The sequence below is a fragment of the Brevundimonas basaltis genome, from assembly GCF_014202075.1.
GTDB classification, from domain to species: domain Bacteria; phylum Pseudomonadota; class Alphaproteobacteria; order Caulobacterales; family Caulobacteraceae; genus Brevundimonas; species Brevundimonas basaltis.
Genome location: NZ_JACHFZ010000001.1, coordinates 38833 through 57235, shown reverse-complemented (window position 1 = coordinate 57235; position 18403 = coordinate 38833). Strand labels below are relative to the sequence as shown.

17 protein-coding genes are annotated in these 18403 nt (G+C 68.8%); 7 read left to right on the top strand and 10 right to left on the bottom strand.

Annotated elements, in window-relative coordinates:
• Position 1 precedes the first annotated feature (1 nt).
• The 4 genes from HNQ67_RS00375 to HNQ67_RS00360 all read right to left on the bottom strand — a co-directional run bounded on the left by HNQ67_RS00375 (position 2) and on the right by HNQ67_RS00360 (position 5945).
• Positions 2-3181 (bottom strand): efflux RND transporter permease subunit, encoded by a 3180-nt coding sequence (locus HNQ67_RS00375; protein WP_221247705.1) that lies wholly within the window; start codon positions 3179-3181, stop codon positions 2-4.
• Entirely contained in the window at positions 3181-4287 is a 1107-nt protein-coding gene (locus tag HNQ67_RS00370; RefSeq protein WP_183251270.1) for an efflux RND transporter periplasmic adaptor subunit, read from the bottom strand. Before HNQ67_RS00370 ends, HNQ67_RS00375 begins: the two co-directional genes overlap by 1 nt.
• A gap of 120 nt (positions 4288-4407) precedes the next feature.
• On the bottom strand, positions 4408-5184 hold the full coding sequence (locus HNQ67_RS00365) for a hypothetical protein (protein ID WP_343054766.1): 777 nt from the start codon (positions 5182-5184) through the stop codon (positions 4408-4410).
• Entirely contained in the window at positions 5181-5945 is a 765-nt protein-coding gene (locus tag HNQ67_RS00360; RefSeq protein WP_183251268.1) for a class II aldolase/adducin family protein, read from the bottom strand. Before HNQ67_RS00360 ends, HNQ67_RS00365 begins: the two co-directional genes overlap by 4 nt.
• Before the next feature lie 144 nt (positions 5946-6089).
• Here HNQ67_RS00360 and HNQ67_RS00355 point away from each other — a divergent pair, with 144 nt between their 5' ends.
• The 3 genes from HNQ67_RS00355 (at position 6090) to HNQ67_RS00345 (ending at position 8558) form a co-directional block, all read left to right on the top strand.
• On the top strand, positions 6090-7196 hold the full coding sequence (locus HNQ67_RS00355) for a DUF2336 domain-containing protein (RefSeq protein WP_246347383.1): 1107 nt from the start codon (positions 6090-6092) through the stop codon (positions 7194-7196).
• 45 nt (positions 7197-7241) lie between these two features.
• Positions 7242-8015, top strand: a complete 774-nt coding sequence (locus tag HNQ67_RS00350) for an NAD kinase (RefSeq protein WP_343054765.1) — start codon at positions 7242-7244, stop codon at positions 8013-8015.
• A 66-nt stretch (positions 8016-8081) separates the two neighbouring features.
• A complete protein-coding gene (locus tag HNQ67_RS00345; RefSeq protein WP_183251266.1) occupies positions 8082-8558 on the top strand; it encodes an Hpt domain-containing protein in 477 nt (158 codons plus the stop codon).
• 55 nt (positions 8559-8613) lie between these two features.
• Here the strand turns inward: HNQ67_RS00345 and spbR are convergent, their stop codons facing one another.
• Both spbR and HNQ67_RS00335 read right to left on the bottom strand, forming a co-directional pair.
• On the bottom strand, positions 8614-9756 hold the full coding sequence (spbR, locus tag HNQ67_RS00340) for a SpbR family protein (RefSeq protein WP_183251263.1): 1143 nt from the start codon (positions 9754-9756) through the stop codon (positions 8614-8616).
• Positions 9757-9838: 82 nt separating this feature from the next.
• Positions 9839-10642 (bottom strand): transglycosylase SLT domain-containing protein, encoded by an 804-nt coding sequence (locus tag HNQ67_RS00335; RefSeq protein ID WP_183252673.1) that lies wholly within the window; start codon positions 10640-10642, stop codon positions 9839-9841.
• 192 nt (positions 10643-10834) lie between these two features.
• On the opposite strand from HNQ67_RS00335, the gene HNQ67_RS00330 reads away from it, so the two are divergent.
• On the top strand, positions 10835-11566 hold the full coding sequence (locus HNQ67_RS00330) for a TonB family protein (RefSeq protein ID WP_183251261.1): 732 nt from the start codon (positions 10835-10837) through the stop codon (positions 11564-11566).
• Here HNQ67_RS00330 and HNQ67_RS00325 read toward each other — a convergent pair whose 3' ends face one another.
• Both HNQ67_RS00325 and HNQ67_RS00320 read right to left on the bottom strand, forming a co-directional pair.
• Positions 11567-12577: an NAD(P)/FAD-dependent oxidoreductase gene (locus HNQ67_RS00325; protein ID WP_343054764.1), complete on the bottom strand. Its 1011-nt coding sequence runs from the start codon at positions 12575-12577 to the stop codon at positions 11567-11569.
• Between the two features lie 62 nt (positions 12578-12639).
• A complete protein-coding gene (locus tag HNQ67_RS00320) occupies positions 12640-14487 on the bottom strand; it encodes a phosphoenolpyruvate carboxykinase (GTP) (RefSeq protein ID WP_343054763.1) in 1848 nt (615 codons plus the stop codon).
• A gap of 205 nt (positions 14488-14692) precedes the next feature.
• On the opposite strand from HNQ67_RS00320, the gene HNQ67_RS00315 reads away from it, so the two are divergent.
• The gene (locus HNQ67_RS00315) at positions 14693-15328 is read left to right on the top strand and encodes a DUF938 domain-containing protein (protein ID WP_183251256.1); all 636 of its coding nucleotides are present in this window, start codon (positions 14693-14695) and stop codon (positions 15326-15328) included.
• Positions 15325-16098, top strand: coding sequence for a pseudouridine synthase (locus tag HNQ67_RS00310; protein WP_183251254.1), 774 nt, complete (start codon positions 15325-15327; stop codon positions 16096-16098). Before HNQ67_RS00315 ends, HNQ67_RS00310 begins: the two co-directional genes overlap by 4 nt.
• A gap of 290 nt (positions 16099-16388) precedes the next feature.
• On the opposite strand, the gene HNQ67_RS00305 is transcribed toward HNQ67_RS00310, so the two are convergent.
• Entirely contained in the window at positions 16389-17129 is a 741-nt protein-coding gene (locus HNQ67_RS00305; protein ID WP_183251252.1) for a MauE/DoxX family redox-associated membrane protein, read from the bottom strand.
• Positions 17130-17201: 72 nt separating this feature from the next.
• Here HNQ67_RS00305 and HNQ67_RS00300 point away from each other — a divergent pair, with 72 nt between their 5' ends.
• On the top strand, positions 17202-17606 hold the full coding sequence (locus HNQ67_RS00300) for a MerR family DNA-binding protein (RefSeq protein ID WP_183251249.1): 405 nt from the start codon (positions 17202-17204) through the stop codon (positions 17604-17606).
• A gap of 51 nt (positions 17607-17657) precedes the next feature.
• Here HNQ67_RS00300 and HNQ67_RS00295 read toward each other — a convergent pair whose 3' ends face one another.
• Positions 17658-18170 (bottom strand): hypothetical protein, encoded by a 513-nt coding sequence (locus tag HNQ67_RS00295; RefSeq protein ID WP_183251247.1) that lies wholly within the window; start codon positions 18168-18170, stop codon positions 17658-17660.
• Between the last annotated feature and the right edge of the window lie 233 nt (positions 18171-18403).

Sequence of the window (18403 nt, the reverse complement as noted above, 5' to 3'; positions counted from 1 at the left end):
CCTATTCGGCGGCTATCGGCGCCGGGTCGTTGGCGGCCGCCTCCTTCGCCTCCCACTCCTCAATCTTGCGGGCGGTGTATTCCGGCGACTTGGTGAAGCGCGCCAGCACGCCGTAGATCACCGGCACCACGAACAGCGTCAGCAGGGTGGCGAACATTGCGCCCGCGAAGATGACCACGCCGATGGTCTGACGGCTGCCCGCCCCTGCTCCCTGCCACAGCACCAGCGGCAGTGCGCCAAAGGCGGTGGCGATGGAGGTCATGATGATGGGGCGCAGCCTGAGGGTCGACGCCTCGATGATGGCGTCGTGAATCGACCGACCTTGGTCGCGCAACTGATTGGCGAATTCCACGATCAGAATCCCGTTCTTCGCCGCCACCCCGATCAGGATGATAAGGCCGATCTGGCTGTATATGTTCAGGCTCGAACCCGCCATGACCAGGCCAAACAGCCCTCCGGCGGCGGCCAGCGGCACCGTCAGCATGATCACCGCGGGGGTGACCCAGCTCTCGAACTGCGCCGCCAGCACCAGGAAGACAAGCAGCAGGGCGAGGGCAAAGGCCCAGCCGACGGCGCTGCCCGCCTCCTGCTGATCACGCGCCGCGCCGCCCCACTGGACAGTGGCCACGCCCGACGGCTGCCGCGCGGCCTGTTCGCTCAGGAACGACATCGCGTCGGCGAGCGTCGTGCCGGGATTCAGGTCGGCGCTCAGGGAGATGCTGCGCTGGCGATCCAGACGACGGCGATCGGGCGTATCGCCTGACGTCTCCGTCGTGACTACCGCCGCGAGCGGCACCAGTTGCCCGCTGCCGGTGGAGACGTAAAGGGACTCGAGATCGCCGACCGAGCGCCGGTTCTCGAGATCGGTCTGCAGGATGACGTCGTATTCCTGACCGCCGCGGATATAGGTCGTCGCCCGGCGTGAGCCGAACATGGTCTGCAGGGTCCGACCGATCTCTTGCGACGACACGCCCAGGGCGGCGGCCCGCTGAGGATCCACGTCGACGAGCAGACGGGGCGCGTTCGGCTCGTAGTCGAGACGAGGCCGCGAAAACCCGGGATTCTGTTGGGCGGCGGCGAGGACTGGCTGCACCCAGTCGAACATGTCTTCGTATTCGGCGCCGGTCAGAACCATTTCGACCGAGTTGGAGTTGCCGCCGCCTCGCTGGAAGGCGCCTGGCACGCTGACGTTCACCTGGGCGTCGGTCTGGCTACGCAGCTTCTGGTTCAGTTCCTGGGCGATCTCATCGGCCGAGCGGCTGCGCTCGGACCAATCCTTCAGGCTCAGCACGGCGTTGCCGGAGTTGAAGCTGCCGCCGCCGAAGCCGGGGGCCGAGATCAGATAGCTCTCGACCTCGCCGGACTCCCGGTATTCCGCCAGGATGGGCTCGAGCCCCAGCATGATGCGCCGAGTGTAATCGAAGCCCGCACCTTCCGGCCCCTGGATGCGGCCGACGATGCGGCCCCGATCTTCCGGGGGAACCAGCTCGCTCGGAAGGGTCAGGAACATGGCTCCCGCCCCCGCCCCGACGAGCACGATCAATCCGATCACGCCCCCGACCGCCGCACGGCGACCGAGCAGCGCGGTCAGGGAGTTGCGATAAGAGTTCTTCAGCGCCTCCATCCCGCGATCAACGCGCCGGGCCACCCAGCCTGAGCCCGAGGCCGGGCGCAGGATCTTGGAGGCCAGCATCGGCGACAGGCTGAGCGCCAGGAACGCCGAAAAGGCTACGGCGGCGGCGATGGCGGCCGCCAGTTCAACGAACAGCCGTCCAACATAACCGGGCAGGAAAAGCAGCGGCGCGAATACCGACAACAGCACGATCGTCGTGGCCACGACGGCGAAGAAGACCTGTCGCGCCCCACGCTCCGCCGCCACCAGCGGCGGCTCACCGTGATCGATGCGGCGCTGGATGTTCTCCGTCACCACGATGGCGTCATCGACCACAAGACCGATGGCCAGCACCAGGGCCAGCAGCGTCAGCAGATTCAGCGAGAATCCGAGCGGGGCCAGCACGATGAAGGTCGATAGCAGGCAGATCGGGGCCACGATCGACGGAATGAAGGCAGCCCGCAGGGTGCCGAGGAAGATGAAGTTGACCAGCGCGACCAGCGCCAGGGCGATGCCGATGGTGATCCATACCTCGTCGATGGCGTGGGCCGTGAAGACCGAATTGTCCGACCCGACGACCAGTTCGGTTCCCTCGGGAAGGCTCGGCCGGACCTGCTCCATCATTTCCCGCACGCCATCGGAGATGGCCAGGTCGTTGGACTGGGCCTGCCGCGTGACGGCGAGCCCGATCTGATCGAGGCCGTTGCCACGGAACAGCCTGCGCTCCTCTTCCGGAGCCTCCTCGACCCGCGCAACGTCCCCGAGGCGGGTCACATAGGCGGTCTGGTTCTGGAGGGCGCCCGACTGCGCGCCCGACACGGCGCCCCCGCGGGCTCCGATCGGCAACTGCCGGAAATCCTCCGCCAGGGCGTAGTTGCGGGCGACGCGCACCGTGTAATTCTTTTCGCCAGTATCGAGCGCACCCGCGGGCAGTTCGATATTCTGGCTGGTGAGGGCCGACTCGACATCGCTCACTGTCAAGCCGCGGGCGGCGAGAGCGGCGGGCTCCAGCCAGACGCGCATCGAGTAGCGTTGCTCGCCGTAGATCTGCACCTGGGCGACCCCGGGCACCGTGGCCAGGCGGTCGATCAGGTAGCGGTCAGCGTAGTCGGTCAGCGCCAGGCGATCCATCTGGCTGGACCGCAGGAACAGGATGATGATCGGTTGGCCGTTGGTGTCCGCCTTGGCCACTTCGGGCGGGTCCGCCTGATCCGGGAGATTGCCGAGGACGCGCGAAATGCGGTCCCGAACGTCGTTGGCCGCGCTGTCGATGTCGCGATCGAGCGAGAATTCGATACGGACGCTGGACCGGCCGTCGCGGCTGGTCGAGTTGATGCGCTCGACTCCTTGAATACCGGCGATGCGCTGTTCGATCGGCTCGGTTATCCGGTTCTCGATCACCTCGGCCGAGGCTCCGGCGTAGCTGGTGTTCACCGACACGATCGGCGGATCGACGTCCGGCAGTTCGCGCACAGGCAGGAAGAAGAAGGCTGCGGCCCCGATCACGCACAGCACGATCGCCGCCACCGCCGCGAAGACGGGACGGCGGACGGAGACGTCGGACAACATCATTGGGCCGCGCCCCCGCGGCTCGCGGGCGCTCCCGCCACCGTCACCGGCGAACCGGGCTGGATGCGGTTCAGGCCCGAGGCGACCACCCGGTCGCCGGTGTTCAGCCCGGACAGGATTTCGACGAAGCCGTTCTCCACCGATCCCGGCTGGACGTTGAGCCGCTGGGCGGTCAGGCCCCGTTCGCCCGGCGCGATGCGGAACACGAAGGCGCTGTCGCCCTCATACTGGACCGCCGCCTCGGGCACGGCGAGCCCTTGCCGAAGACCCTGTCTCACCGTCACCCGCATCGACATGCCGGGGCGGATGAGCCCGCCCGGATTGGCGATCTCTGCCCGGGCGGTGGCCGATCGGGTCTGTTCGTTGACGCGGGTGTCTATCAGCGCGATCCGTCCGGAAAAACTCTGCTCGCCCAAGGCGTCGGCGGTGGCGATGATCGGCACCCCGGACCGAAGAACCGACAGGTATCGCTCAGGCAGGGGGAAATCGACGCGGACGATGCTGATGTCGTCGAGGGTGGTGATCACGGCCCCGGGGCTGATCAAGGTGCCCGGGGTCACGGTCGTCAGGCCCAGCACGCCCGAGAACGGGGCCCGGATGAGGCGGTCGCCCCGTCGTGCCTGGGCCGCAGCCAGACCGGCCTGTGCGGCCTCGAGGGCCGTCTCGGCGTTCTCCGCCGTAACCCTCGGCGCGACGCCGCGGTCGGCAAGGTCGCGATAGCGGGCGTATTCGCGCTGGGCCTGCGCGACGCGCGACCGCGCCTCGATGATGTCGGCATCCTCTTCGCGCGCCTGAAGTTCGACGAGAGGCGCTCCGGCGGCGACGCGTTGGCCATCGGTGAACAGGACGCGTGTGATCAGTTCGCTGGTCGAGGAGGTGATGTTGACCGAGCGGCGGCCGCGCGCGACGCCGAGCACGCGGATTTCATCGGTGAACTCGCGAGGCGCGACGACGGCCTGCGAGACAACCTGGCCCCGTCCCGCTCCCGGCCCACCTCGACCACCTCCCTTTTCCTCGTCCGCCATGGCGAGGCGCAGGATCACGGCGACTACCATCAGGGCGAGCAGGACAGCGGCGGCGGCGAGAAAGAAATGGCGCTTGATCACGCGGTCGGGCTCCGGGACGGGACGGGCCGACTTAGCGGCTCCCGCCGTCGACGCAACTGGAGTCTCTGCAACGCGCGGTGTTTCGAATTCCGTCGCTGAACAGACCGGTATTTCTACGCGTCAAAATCGGCGCCAGATGCCGATCACCGGTCCGCTCGCCTGGGGCGTTTCGCGCCCTGCCACCGTCTGGCGCCAGCCCGCCTGCACGCTCCAAACTCCGAAGTCCCGAACGACCGACGCTTCGACGGCCAACCAGCGCGCCACGCCGTCCTCCGTTTCTCCGCCAAAGGCCTGGGTCAGCACCATCCAGTCGTCCCCGAGATGTGCGCCGACGGTCGCATCGACCCGTGTCTCATCGGGCAGGCCCTGCCGCATGCGCCGCGCCACCTGCAGCTCGACGAAGGTTTTCGGCGGAATCGGACCCCAGCCGCTCTGGAACGAACGGCCGACAGCGGCTCTCACCTCCCAGTCATGATCGCCCCGTCCCGGCGCCGCGTATCCCGCGTTGCGCCCTTCCCCACCGAGTGCATAACCGGCGTAGAGGCTGACCGCGGTAGCCTCATCGCGCCAGGCCTGCCAGCTGATCCCCAACTCAACCGGCCCCCGCCCCTCGAATTCAACGAAGGCGTCCTCGCCGGACTGCCAGTCGCCCTTGAGCCGGACGGTCAGCCGGTCAGTCAGGCCGTATTCGGCGAAGGCTCCCAGGGAGATGTCCCGCCGTTCGGCTGGCAGGCCGGCCAGCACGCCACCGGGATCGAAGCCTCGATCGGCGACCATATGCTCGAACTTGAGGATGACCTGGCCCTTGCCCTTGGTCTGGTTCCAGGCGCCAGCGGCCGCCGGCGTGGCGAGAACCGCGACCGTGAATCCGACCAGCAGCCCCCCAGCGCGGGTCACACGTCGTAGCCCGGTGACTTTCGATCGAGCATCCGGAGCGCGCCCGGCCAGGCGAGCGCCGAGACGAAGCCGATGCCCTTGCCCTGTTTCCGGGTCTCGGCCTGGGCCGCGTCAGGCGCCATCAGCACATGCTCACGCCCTACGGACAGCGCCGCCACCTGCTGGGCGCAGGCGCGCTCAAGGAAGAACATGCCGATCCACGCCTGGGCCGCGGTCTGGCCGACCGCCAGGGTGCCGTGGTTACGCAACAGCATCAGCGGCTTGTCCCCGAGGTCCGCGACCAGACGCTCGCGTTCGTCATGGTTCAGGGCGAGACCCTCATAGCCGTGATAGGCGACCTGCTCCTGGAGCAGGCAGGCGTTCTGGCCGAGCGGCAACAGGCCCTCCTGCTGGGCCGCCACGCCTACCCCGGCGACCGTGTGCAGGTGGATGACGAAATGGGCGTCGTCCCGCGCGGCGTGGATCGCCGAATGGATGGTGAAGCCCGCCGGATTGATGAAACTCGTGGTCTCCTGGACGATGTTCCCGTCCAGATCGACCTTGACGAGGCACGACGCCGTCATCTCCTCGAAATACCAGCCGTACGGGTTGATCAGGAAATGCGTCTCCGGCCCCGGCACACGCGCCGAGATGTGGGTGAAGATCATGTCGTCCCAGCCATGCAGCGCCACCAGGCGGTAGAGCGCGGCCAGTTCGACGCGGGCGTTCCATTCGGCCTCGGAGACGCGGGACTTCAGCGAGGCGGTAGTTCCATCGGCCATGGGTCCGTGTCCTTCAAGTTGCGTACGGCGGCGCACGCTCGCGCCGGGCGGCCTCGCCGTCAAGATTCAGCTTCCGTTAACCCTGCCTTAGCGGCCTGCCGTTACGCTCGGATCAGCCGAATCGTCGGCGCGCCGGAGACGCCCTTGACCGTCGCTCAGCTTCGCTCACCGCCCCTCGCCTCGCCGCCAGCCATTCCGGATCTGTTGGCGCTGGCGAGAAACCCCAGTTCGGAGGCCCGCGAACGCCTGTTGCTGGGCGTCATCGCCCTGTGCGACGCGCGCCCGCCATCGGGTGAGTTGTCGCCGGTCCTGACCGAAATATTCCTGACCTTGGCGAAGCAGGCGGAGCGGGAGGTGCGCAAGGTCTTGTCCCAACGCCTTGCCCAGGCCGACTGGGCTCCGCCCGCCCTGATCAACGTCCTTGCTCTCGACGAGATTGAGATCGCGAGGCCCGTGCTCGCCGCCAGCCCCCTGCTTCAGGATGACGACCTGCTTCGCGTGCTGGTCGAGGCGACGCTGGAGCATCAGATCGAAATCGCCCGCAGGCCGAACCTCGGCGGCCGCGTCGCCGACGCCATTATCGATCGCGGCGAGCCCGCGACGGTGACCGCCCTGGCGTTCAACCGCACCGCGGAGATCAGTCTGGAGGGACTCCGCCGCCTGGTCGAGCAATCACGGCGGGTGGCGGCTTTGCGGGGTCCGCTGACCCGCCACCCTCGGATGACCGAGCAACTGGCCGCGCAAATGTATCAATGGGTCGGCGCGGCCTTGCGCCAGTCAATCTGTGACCGCTTCCAGGTCGACGAGACGAAACTGGCGCCGCTGATCGAGCAGTCGGTCTACGACGCCAGGTCCGGAACCCTGGTGGCGATTCCGGCGAACGATCCCGACCGCGACGAAATGGAGCGGCGGCTGGTCACCAAGCTTCAGGCCTCAGGGCAGCTTCGCGCCGGCTACCTCGTCCGGGCGATACGCGAACGCCGCCTCGGGCTGTTCGTCTACGCCCTGGCCGCCCTCGGTGGCTTCTCGGTCGCCCATATCCGCGAGGCCTTGGCCGCGCGCAGCCCGGAGGCGCTTTTCTACGCCTGTGCGGCGGCCGGTGTGGACCGCGCGGTCTATCCGGCCCTGCTGACCGAGATCCGCCTGCTCAACGACGGGCTTCCGGGCGACGCCGGGGCTCCAGTCTGGACGCGCGGATCGATTTCCGCGACCTCCGCGGCCCGATCCTTCCGGGCTCTGGTCGAGGGCTGAGTACGCCCGTTTGACTTCGCCGCCGGGCTCGGCTTGCGTAGGCGCGTGAACCAGCCAGACCTCCGCATCGCCTTCGCCGCTTCCGATCGCCCGGAAGCGGCCGCCGCCCGTGACCGGTTGATCGCGATGTACGGGTCCCAGGACCCGGCCTCGGCCGACGTCATCGTTGCACTCGGCGGCGACGGTTTCATGCTCGAAACGCTGCACGCCAACATGGAGCGTCGCACCCCGGTGTTCGGGATGAACCGGGGGTCAGTCGGCTTCCTGATGAACGACTACAAGGAAGAAGGCCTGCCAGAGCGGCTGGCCACTGCGGGCCAGGCCGTCATTCATCCACTGCAGATGGACGCCTCGACCGAAGGTGGTGATGTGAAAATCGGCTTGGCGATCAACGAGGTGTCCCTGCTGCGGCAAACCCGGCAGAGCGCCAAACTCCGCATCACCGTCGATGACAGGGTGCGGCTTGAGGAGCTGTCCTGCGACGGCTGTCTGGTCTCAACCGCCGCCGGTTCGACAGCCTATAACCTGTCAGCGCATGGACCGATCATCCCGCTGGACGCCCGTGTGCTGGCTCTGACGCCGATCAGCGCCTTCCGACCGCGACGCTGGCGCGGGGCGCTCTTGCCTCATACGGCCAAGGTCAGTTTCGAGGTTCTGGAGCCCGACAAGCGTCCGGTCAGCGCCACCGCCGACAGCTTCGAGGTGCGGCGCGTGACCCGGGTAGAGGTGCGCGAGCGCCGCGACATCGCCCTGACCATGCTGTTCGACGCCGGCCGCTCGTTCGAGGAACGCGTGCTGGCGGAGCAGTTCACCTCCTGACGGCGTGCACAGGTTCTTAAGTCTGTCCTGCCACGATGTGGAAGGTTCGTCTTGAGGAGCTCGCCCGTGAGCAATTCCGCCCAGGTCATTCGCCCGCCCAACACACTGCGCCTCAAGGTAGGCGGAGCATTCGGCGGCATCGACGCAAGCGCGATCGCAAAGGCCGAGGAGGCGCTGAAGGCGATGTCCTCGCAATTCGGCCAATGGCTGCAGGATGAGATCGTCAAGCTGGACAAGGCCCAGAGCGATATCAGCGACCAAGGTTACAACGTACAGACCGCCGAGGCTCTGTATTTCCGCGCCCACGACCTGAAGGGTTTGGGCGCGACCTACCAGTACCCGTTGGTCACCCGCTTGGCCGGATCATTGTGCAAGATGATGGACGAACCCGCCAAGCGAATGGCCGCGCCGCGGGTGCTGGTCGACGCCCACATCGACGCCATCAGAGCCGTCGTCCGCGATCAGATCCAGACTGACGACCACCCGATCGGCCGAGCGCTGGCGGAGTCGCTGGAAGCGGGTGTCGCCGACCACCTCGGCTGAAACCGTCAAAGCCTGTTTGAACGCCCGCCGACCGGCGCGCGTTCTCAACTGTCGATCAGGCCGCGGCCCCGAGGGCCGAACGGGCCGGGGCCGGCTCCTGGTCGAGCCGCTCCATCAGATAGGCGAGATCCTCGCGCGGCGCGTTCGGACGTTGGGTCAGAAAACGCTGCAGCATCTGCTGCCGGAAACCGTCGCCCGCCGTGTCTGCGCCTTCGGATTGGAGCATTCGCCAGGTATCGACTCCGGCTCGAAATGCCTGAAACAGCCGGGGCGGCAGGCCGGCCCGGTCGTAAATGGCCTTGAGCCCCAGCGGGCCTGCGTCATGGATCATCAGCCACGCCCGCGGATGCGGAGTTCCCGCCAGCTCCGCCACGCCGTATTCGAACAGCGCCATCTGGCCGCGGGCAAGCGCCCTCAGCAGCAGGGAGCCGGTCAGAGCCCGGCGAGCGTTCAGTCCGGCTGCGAAGATGGCAAGATCAGCGTGGTTCGAGGCCTGGTCGACCAGATCGACCGTCGCCCGCTCGCGAGCGAAGGAAGCCAGTCGAATCGCCGTCTCCGGAGCCACGGCATGGCGCGTGACCAGGTGCTCGCGCACGGCGTCGGTCGCCAGCTCGACCAATCGCTCCGTCACCGACAGCGGCAGGACCTGGCGGTAGGCGATGGCGGCTACAATCTCGGGCGAGGTCCCGAAGCGATCTATACAGCGCCCCAAGGCGGCCTCGGCGATGTCGGCGTTGTCATTGGCGGCCAACGTCCGAACAGCCTGCTCGCAGCCGACCTCGGCCAGCGCCGCGGCGAGATCGCGACCGACAGCCGGACGCCCGGCCACAGCAATCTGCCGAAGCGCCGATCCCGCCTGGACGATCTCGATCAGGTCCTCGTCCGAGAAGGCCGGCGAGAAGCTGATCAGCGGCAGGGCGACGCTATCGACGTCGGCGGCGAGCGCCCGGGCCACATCGCGCGGAATCAGGTCTGATGACTTCAGTGTCACCGCCATCGCGCGGCGCACCAGTTCCGCCGCATCGTGCGCCAGCATGCGGAGAATCTTCTGCGCCGCCTCGCGTTCCTCCTCGCTCAACTTCGCGCGGTCCATGTTGCGGCACAGCTTGTGCGCGGCGGCGGCCCGGTCGTCGTCGTCGGTCGCCTTGATCAGGCGGCGGATGTCGGTCTCGGTAAGGCGGGCGCGGTAGGCAGTCATGTTTGGCGCTCTGGGTCAGGCGATACCCGCCAGCTTTGGCCGGTCATCCCTAACGGGCGGTTTACCATCGCCGGATTCGCGGTCAGGCGCGCGAACTCTCTTCGGGGGCGAAGGCGCCGCCGAAGCCGCCCCCCTTCCCTTCCCCGTCCTGACCGAGCAGGAGCGCGAGCAGGCTCTGGTCCTGCTTCAGCCGGTCGAGGCGGGCCGCCAGCATCTGGTCGCGCTCGGACAACGGCGGCGACGCGGTCGCGGCTACGACCCCCGCCGACGCGGCCGGCGCGCCTTCGCCCGCATGGCGCTGAAGGTTGGCGTGGACCTCAGCGATCGTCGCCGCCCTGCCCTCGCGATAGAAGATCGATCGGTTGGCAGACGCCGCCGCCGGGAAGATGGCGGCTGCGCTCGTTCCGGGCCGCCGCTCCATGGCTTCCATCAGTTGGGCCGCGCCGGCGGGGCCAAGGAAATGCGCCGCATAAAGGTCGCCCGCCCCCGGCTCACGGCCGGTGCGCCCCCGCAGATAGGCGGCGTTCGAGGCCGTCAGTTCCGCCGCCATGGTCGAAGCGGCCTGCGCATCGAACCGCAGGTCGAGCACGACGTTCCGCGCCGAACCGTCCACGCGCCAGCGCCCATCCGAGCCCTTGTGGATCAGGTCGGCATACTGGCCGTAGCCATGCTTCGCCCCGTGGGCCTTCACCGTGCCCAGCCAGGTCTGCTCAATGAACTGGAACAGGCCGGCGGCCGACGACGTCCGGGCCTTGGCGGCGGGGTTCATCGCGCTCTCGCGCCGCGCCGTCTTGAGGAGAAACTCGGCGTCCACGCCTGTCGCGTTCGAGGCGCGCCTGATCGCCGCCTCGACTCCGCCAGAGGATGGAATCGCTCCGATGTTCATACCCATGACGCTGCGGCTTCGTGGTTAACCAAACCCTAACAGCGTTATCGCCGTCCACAGAAGCTTAACCTTTGCCGCTGTGGCCGCTGGTGTCCCTTTCATGGCGAAGCTCGCCCCAAACTTGCCCTAACGTAAGCGCTCAACTTGTCCTTGGGACGCTGCGGGGGCGGCGGACGACAGGGATGAACGGCCATGATGATCAGAACCGCGGACGGGCCCGGACTGGTGAGCCCCTTCGACTACAACGAGCGCAAGACGCCGCGCTTCACCCGAACCACCTGGATCGCCCTGGCCATTGTCGCCGCCGGGCATGTCGGCGCGGGGGCGGCCCTCTACCACCAGCGCTTCGACATGGCGCCGCCTGCTGCCCCTGACTCGACCCCGCCTACGATCCTCGAGCTGGTCCGGTCGAAGCCGAAGCCGCCCGAACCGCTGCCTGCACCCACCCAACCGCAAGCCCCCAATACGCTGCTCAACGAACTGCCTGCTCCGCCGGCGACAGAAAACGTCGTGAGCATCGTCCAGGGTGAGAAGGTCGCCGAAGGGTCGACCATCAGCACCATCGAAAAGTCTCCCGCGCCTGTGGAGAGCGCCCCGACCGTGACCTCACCGCCGCGCCCACCGGCCGTGATCACCAATCCCCGCTGGGAGCGGCAGCCGTCGGCGGAACAGCTGATGCGGGCCTATCCCGATCGGGCCCTGCGGGCCGAGGTCGGGGGGCTGGCCACGCTGAACTGCCTCGTCCAGCCCAACGGCCGGGTCGCCGACTGCAACGTCACCACCGAAACCCCCGGCGGTTACGGCTTCGGGCGGGCGGCCGAAGGGCTGTCGCGGCATTTCCAGATCAGCCCGCGCACGGTGAACGGCTCGGCGGTGGGATCGCGGGTCAACATCGCCATCCGCTTCAACCCGCCGACGGACTGATCAGGCGAACCTGAGCGGGTCGAGGGCCCCTGCGTCCGGAACGGGCGGGCGGCCCTCGATTGCGTCGGCGACGACCTGGGCTACGAGCGGCCCGAGCAGCCAGCCGTTGCGTCGCGGCGCCAGCGCAAAAAACAGGCCGGGATGTCCGGCGGCCCCGGCCAGCGGCAGGCCATCGGCGACCGCGCCCCGGATTCCGACGCGGGTCGGTCCGGCCGTCCCCTCGCGGCCGAGCAGCGCCAGACCCGCGGCCACCCGCAAACGGGCCTCATCGGGATCGGGCTCGAGATCGCGGCGGCCCGGCTCCATCGTGGCGCCGATAACGACCCCGCCCGCGACGGGCACGGCATAGACCCCCGGCGCGCGGACCACCCGACCCACCCCCTCGACCGCGACATGGGTCAGTTGGCCGCGAATCGGCTGGATGGCGTCGACCATGGCCGCCACGGGCGGCGGGAGGCCGTCGACGGCGGGCGCGGCGCCGCTGGCCAGCACCACCGTCGAGGCAAACCAGATGCAGCCATCGTCCGCCTCGACCCGCCAGCGGCGGGCGTCACCGGCGAGGCGCGCGACCCGCCCCCGGACGAGGCTGACGCCCGGCGCCCGGGCCAGGGCGGACAGGGCGGGGCCCGGATCGACGCGCCAGTCGTCAGGCGTGATCAGGCCGAGTGGCGTCGCCCGGGCGTCGAATCCAAGTTGGCCCAGGCGACCGACGGCCACGGCCGCATCCGCCTCCCTCCACTCGGCGCCCTCATGGTGCAAGGCCAGGCCGTGGGCCTCGGCGAAGTCAGGCCATAGATCCCGGGCGCGCTTCAACAGACCGGCCTGATCGGGTGTCAGGCCCTCGAGCAGGGATTCCAGCGCCGGGGCCAGCATGCCGGCGGCGACGGAGGAGGCGTTCGGTCCGCCGGGGTCGATCACGGTCACCGCGTGGCCCCGGCCCGCCAGCTCGGCGGCGGTACAGAGGCCGAGAACGCCGGCGCCGATGACGATCACATCCGGGGAAGAAGTCACGGGCGATCAGATCGACCGCCCGGGCTTCATTTGCAAGCCGCTATCGCTCGCCGCGCGGCGGCCTACTCCGCGGCGATGGCGGCGGCCCGGGCCCGTTCAACCCGCGATGTCAGGTCGGCATGCTGCTCCCAGAGGGCGCGAGGCAGGCGGTCGCCGAACTTTTCGTAGAAGGCGGGGATCAGCGCGGCTTCCTCGGCCCAGACTTCGGCGTCGACGTCGAGCAGGGTCGACAGATCGGTCTCGGTCAGGTCAAGCCCCGACAGGTCGAGCGACTCGCGGGTCGGGACGCGGCCGACCGGCGTGTCGACGGCCTCGGCCTCGCCGTCGAGGCGCTCCGCGATCCACTTCAGCACCCGGGCGTTGTCGCCGAAGCCGGGCCAGACGAACTTGCCGTCCTCGTTCTTGCGGAACCAGTTGACGAAGTAGAGGCGCGGCAGCTTCGAGGCGTCGGTGCGATCCTTCATCGACAGCCAATGGGCGAAATAATCGCCCATGTTGTAGCCGCAGAACGGCAGCATGGCGAAGGGATCGCGGCGCAGTTCGCCGATGGCGTTCTCGGCGGCGGCGGTGCCTTCCGACGCGACCGACGACCCCATGAACACGCCGTGGTCCCAGTCGTAGGCCTCGGCGACCAGCGGCACGGCCGAAGCGCGGCGGCCGCCGAACAGGATCGCGTCGATCGGCACGCCCTTCGGATCTTCCCATTCCGGCGCGATAGCGGGGCATTGGCCGGCGGGCGCGGCGAATCGGGCGTTGGGGTGGGCGGCGGGTTCGCCTGACGCCGGATCGTGCGGCTGACCCTTCCAGTTGGTCAGGCCTTTAGGGGCCTCTTTCGTCAGGCCTTCCCACCAGACGTCGCCGTCGGCGGTCAGGGCGGTGTTGGTGAAGACGGTGTTCGTGGCGAGGGTGGCCAGGGCGTTGCCGTTGGTGTTGCGGCTGGTGCCGGGGGCGACGCCGAAGAAGCCGGCCTCGGGGTTCACGGCGTAGAGGCGGCCGTCGTCGCCGATGCGCATCCAGGCGATGTCGTCGCCGACGGTCTCGGCCTTCCAGCCCGGCAGCGTCGGCTGGAGCATGGCGAGGTTGGTCTTGCCGCAGGCCGAGGGGAAGGCCGCGGCGACGTATTTGGCGCGGCCCTTCGGATCGGTCAGCTTGAGGATCAGCATGTGCTCGGCCAACCAGCCCTCGTCGCGGGCCATGACCGAGGCGATGCGCAGGGCGTAGCATTTCTTGCCCAGCAGGGCGTTGCCGCCGTAGCCCGAGCCGTAGGACCAGATTTCGCGCGTCTCGGGGAAGTGGACGATCCATTTGTCGTCGTTGCACGGCCACGGCACGTCAGCCTGGCCGTCGGCGAGCGGCGCGCCGAGGGTGTGGACGGCGGGGACGAAGACGCCGTCGTCGCCGAGCACGTCGAGGGCCGACTTGCCCATCCGGGTCATGATGCCCATCGAGACGGCGACGTAGCCGCTGTCCGTGATCTCGACGCCGAGGGCGCTGATCTTCGAGCCGAGCGGGCCCATGGAGAAGGGCACGACATACATGGTCCGGCCGGCCATGCAGCCGTCGAACAGGCCGTTCAGGCGCTCGCGCATTTCGGCGGGATCGGCCCAGTTGTTGGTCGGGCCGGCGTCGGCCTTGTCGGCGGGGCAGATGAAGGTGCGGCTCTCGACGCGGGCGACGTCCTTGGGGTCCGAAGCCGCGTAGTAGCAGCCGGGGCGCTTGGTCTGGTCCAGTTCGCGCAGGGTGCCCTTGTCGATCAGGTCCGCGATAATGGCCTGTTTCTCGGCCTCAGAGCCGTCGCACCAGTGGACGCGGGCGGGTTTGGTCAGGGCGGCGATGTCCTCGACCCAGGCGATCAGCTTCTGGTGCGAGGTCGGGGCCGGGTGCAGACCCGGGATGGCGGATGCGGTCACGCGAACTCTCCTGACGTCTGCCCGGCGATCTGTGGCCGCCGTGGCCTCCCTTGCGTGGATCATCACGCAATGTTTCAGGCGGAATGACACCGAAGCGAACGCAAGGTCAACCGCTGCACGTTTCAACCCTGTGGGCGCAGCGGGCGCCCCCTCCCCTGCATATTTCCGGTCGCGGCGGGGCGCTGCGCGGGTTATCGGAGCCGCCATGCAGACGATGGATGCGATCAGCGCGACTCCCCAGGGCGCCCTCGCCTCGCCCGCAGTGGCGCGGAACACGGCGCCGATCCTCGAGGTGCTGAAGGCCCACATGCCGGCGCGGGGACGGGTGCTGGAGATCGCCGCGGGATCGGGCGAGCACGCCGTGGCCTTCGCGGGCGCCCTGCCGGGGCTGGAATGGACGCCGAGCGATCCGTCAGCGGAGGCGCGGGCCAGCATCGCGGCCTGGGCGGAAGCGGCGGGACTGCCCAATCTGAAGCCGCCACTGGCGCTGGACGTACTGGACGCGGCGGGCTGGCCGGAGGGGCCCTACGCAGCGCTGGTCTGCATCAACATGATCCACATCAGCTCGTGGGCGGCGACGGAGGGGTTGATGCGGCTGGCCGGGCGGACGCTGCCGGTCGGCGGGCTGCTGGCCACCTACGGGCCCTATCGCGAGGCGGAGGTTCCGCTGGCCACGTCCAATGCGGCCTTCGACGAGAGCCTGAGGGCGCGGGACCCGGCCTGGGGACTGCGCGACCGCGAGGCGGTGGCGGCGGCCGCGAAAGCCGAGGGGCTGGCGCTGACCCGGCGGGTGGAGATGCCCGCCAACAATCTGATGTTGCTGTTCCGGCGGGTCCCATGAGCCTTTCGAAGACCTGGGACGGCGCGGAGCCGGTGCGGCTGAACAAATTCATGGGCCAGTCGGGCATCTGTTCGCGGCGCGAGGCGGATGCGCTGATCGCGGAGGGGCTGGTCTCGGTCGAGGGCGAGGTGGTCACCGACGCGGGGCGCAAGCTGCAGCCCGGGCAGACCCTGACGCTGAACGAGCGGGCGACGGCGGCGCTGGCCGAGGGCGTCACCATCGTGATGCACAAGCCGATGGGCTATGTCTCGGGCCAGCCGGAGCCGGACAAGCTGCCGGCGGTGCGGCTGGTCACGGAGAACAACCGGGTCGGCCCCGGCGAGGTCCCGGCCGACGATCACTCCCTGCCCCCGATCGGGCGGTTGGACGAAGATTCGCGGGGGCTGCTGCTGCTGTCGTCGGACGGGGTGGTGGCCAAGGCGGTGATCGGGCCGCAGTCCGATCTGGACAAGGAATATCTGGTCCGGGTGACCGGCGACATCACCGAGAAGAAGCTGAGGATCCTGCGCCACGGCCTGATGCTGGACGGGCGGCAGCTGAAGCCCGCCTATGTCAGCCGGATGGAGTCGCACCGGCTGAAATTCATCCTGCGCGAGGGCCGCAACCGGCAGATCCGGCGGATGTGCGAGATGGTCGAGCTGGAGGTCGTCGACCTGATCCGGGTGCGGATCGGGCCGCTGAAGCTGGACAATCTGCCGGAAGGCCGCTGGCGGCTGCTGACCGCGGAGGAGCGGGCGGCCCTGGTCGGGGGACCCGCCCCGAAAAATTAGGTGTGGCGGAGTCGGCAGAGTCGGCAAGGTCGCATCGGAAATTCGTGATGGCGGAGTCGGCAGAGTCGACAACCTCCGGTCGGTCGGCGGACCCCGAGCGTCGATCGGGTGCGGGTTCGATTCAGTTGTCAAAGACCCGGACGCCCCTGCGGGCGGCGTAGCGGAAAGAGTGTACGCCGCCCTCGCCCTCAGGCGGGTTCAGGACGCTCAATTTTTTCCAAGCCTTTGAAATCGCGCTGTTTCATCGCCGAAAGTATGATGGCTGGCGGCGAATAGTCAGCACGCGCCGGTCACCCCATGGCCACCATCCACACCGCCATGCCGATCATCATCAGGTTCTCGGTAAGGGAGACGAAGCCGAGCGGGACGCTGGAGGAGCCGCCGACGCAGGCGCATTTCAACTCGCGTTTGTCGATGTAGACGGCCTTGAACACCGAGGCGGCGCCGATGCCGCCGATGAACAGGGCGACCGGGATCGACAGCCAGGACAGCACGCCGGCCAGCATCAGCACCCCCGCGCCCAGTTCGGCGAAGGGATAGATGTAGCCGTAGGGCACCCAGCGTCGGGCCAGCAGGTCGTAGTTGAGGAACATGGTCGAGAATTTCTCGACGTCCTGCAGCTTGAGCATGGCCAGCAGACACATGGTCACGGCGACGAAGGTCGGCAGGGCCATGAGGGTGATCGCACCCATCGACAGCCAGTCGACGGCGAGGGCGATCAGGGCGGCGACGGCGAAGACGGCGAGGACCGGCGTGTAGCTGGTCGCGCCGGGCTCGGGGACGGTTTGACCGAAATGGCGGCGCAGGTCGTCGTAGCCGCCGATGCGAACGCCGCCGATGAAGGTCTGGGGCGTGGTCGGGACGCCATGCTCGGCCTTGAAGGCGTCAGTCTCGGCGCGCGTCTTCAGATGATGGTCCTCGATCGCATAGCCCCTGCGGCGCAGCAGCCAGCGCGCCTTCTGGCCCGAGGGGCACAGGTGGTCGGGCATGACCATGCGATAGAGGACGGCGGTCTTTTTCGGTGCGGACATGGGGCGTTGTCTCCTGTTGCCGATAACGGTCCGCGCCCCATGTAGGGTCCGGACCATGGTACGGAGTCAAGCATGACCGGATTGACCATCGCGCGGCTGGCGGCGGCGGGCGGCGTCGGCGTGGAGACGGTGCGGTATTACCAGCGGCGCGGCCTGCTGGAGACGCCGCCGCGGCCGGACGGCGCCGGGCTGGGCGGCGGGGTGCGGCGCTACGGGGCGGAGGATGTGCGGCGGCTGAGGTTCATCCGTCAGGCGCAGGGCGCGGGTTTCACCCTCGAGCAGATCGGCGAACTGCTGGCGCTGGACGCGGGCGAGGACCGGGCGCGAGCGCGGGCCCTGGCCATGGCGCGGCTGGGCGAACTGGATGCGCGGATCGCTGAACTGGAGGCGGCGCGGGCGGCGCTGAGGCGGCTGGCCACGGCCTGCGGGACAGGCGGCAAGGGCCCCTGCCCGATCATCGCGGCCTTCGAGACCTGAACCGGTCGGGCGCGGCGGCGCAGGCCGTCCGCGCCCGGGATCGGGTCGTCGCTACTGCACGCGCAGGGCGGCGGCGGCGAGGGCGTCGCTGTCGGCGAGCGGCTCGACCGCGTCGGCGGTGACCAGCACGGCCGGAGCGTCGGCGAACGGCTCGGTCGGCCGGTCGAGGGCGCGCAGGGTGGCGACCACGCCGTCGCCGAAGGCGAACACCGGGGCGCCCTTGGCCTGGGCGCGGGTGACGACGTCATCGATGGCGGCGGTCGCCTCGGCATCGGTCGAGCCGGCCGGAATGACCACGGCCTTGAGCGCGCCGTTGTCGATGTCGGAGGCTTGGGCGGTGGGCAGGACGCTGGTGCCGCCGACGTTCAGCCCGGCGTCGCCGACCGACATCGGGGCCAGCGACAGGCCGCGCGAGCGCAGCACGGACTCGGCGTCCGGCATGTCGCCGAAATTCATGGAGCGGCGCATGGCGAGACCGACGCGGGCGCGGATCGGGGTCGGGCGATAACCGCCGCGGCCGGCGTGGGTGCGGGGGGTGAACGGGGCTTTGCGTTGTGCGTACAAGACGTCTCCTTCGGGGGTTGTCGATGTCGCGAAAGCCAGCGGCGAATAGGGCGAAACCCGCCGCCGCGCAGGGCGCGGGCAGGAAGCCGTCTGGATTTCAGGATGTCCCCAATATAGCCGAAAGTTCAGATTTTTCAACCGGCGATCGGGAAAACTTGGGGGTGGGGGCGGGAACCGCTCCTTCTCCCCTTGAGGGAGAAGGTGGCCCGGAGGGCCGGATGAGGGGTGAGACA

What these genes read in the sequence shown, in the direction of transcription:
- HNQ67_RS00315 (WP_183251256.1), top strand. Translation starts at nt 14,693, where the DNA reads ATGCAGACGATGGATGCGATCAGCGCGACTCCCCAGGGCGCCCTCGCC.
- HNQ67_RS00305 (WP_183251252.1), bottom strand. Translation starts at nt 17,129, where the DNA reads ATGTCCGCACCGAAAAAGACCGCCGTCCTCTATCGCATGGTCATGCCC.
- HNQ67_RS00310 (WP_183251254.1), top strand. Translation starts at nt 15,325, where the DNA reads ATGAGCCTTTCGAAGACCTGGGACGGCGCGGAGCCGGTGCGGCTGAAC.
- HNQ67_RS00300 (WP_183251249.1), top strand. Translation starts at nt 17,202, where the DNA reads ATGACCGGATTGACCATCGCGCGGCTGGCGGCGGCGGGCGGCGTCGGC.
- HNQ67_RS00360 (WP_183251268.1), bottom strand. Translation starts at nt 5,945, where the DNA reads ATGGCCGATGGAACTACCGCCTCGCTGAAGTCCCGCGTCTCCGAGGCC.
- HNQ67_RS00335 (WP_183252673.1), bottom strand. Translation starts at nt 10,642, where the DNA reads ATGAACATCGGAGCGATTCCATCCTCTGGCGGAGTCGAGGCGGCGATC.
- HNQ67_RS00375 (WP_221247705.1), bottom strand. Translation starts at nt 3,181, where the DNA reads ATGTTGTCCGACGTCTCCGTCCGCCGTCCCGTCTTCGCGGCGGTGGCG.
- spbR (WP_183251263.1), bottom strand. Translation starts at nt 9,756, where the DNA reads ATGACTGCCTACCGCGCCCGCCTTACCGAGACCGACATCCGCCGCCTG.
- HNQ67_RS00330 (WP_183251261.1), top strand. Translation starts at nt 10,835, where the DNA reads ATGATGATCAGAACCGCGGACGGGCCCGGACTGGTGAGCCCCTTCGAC.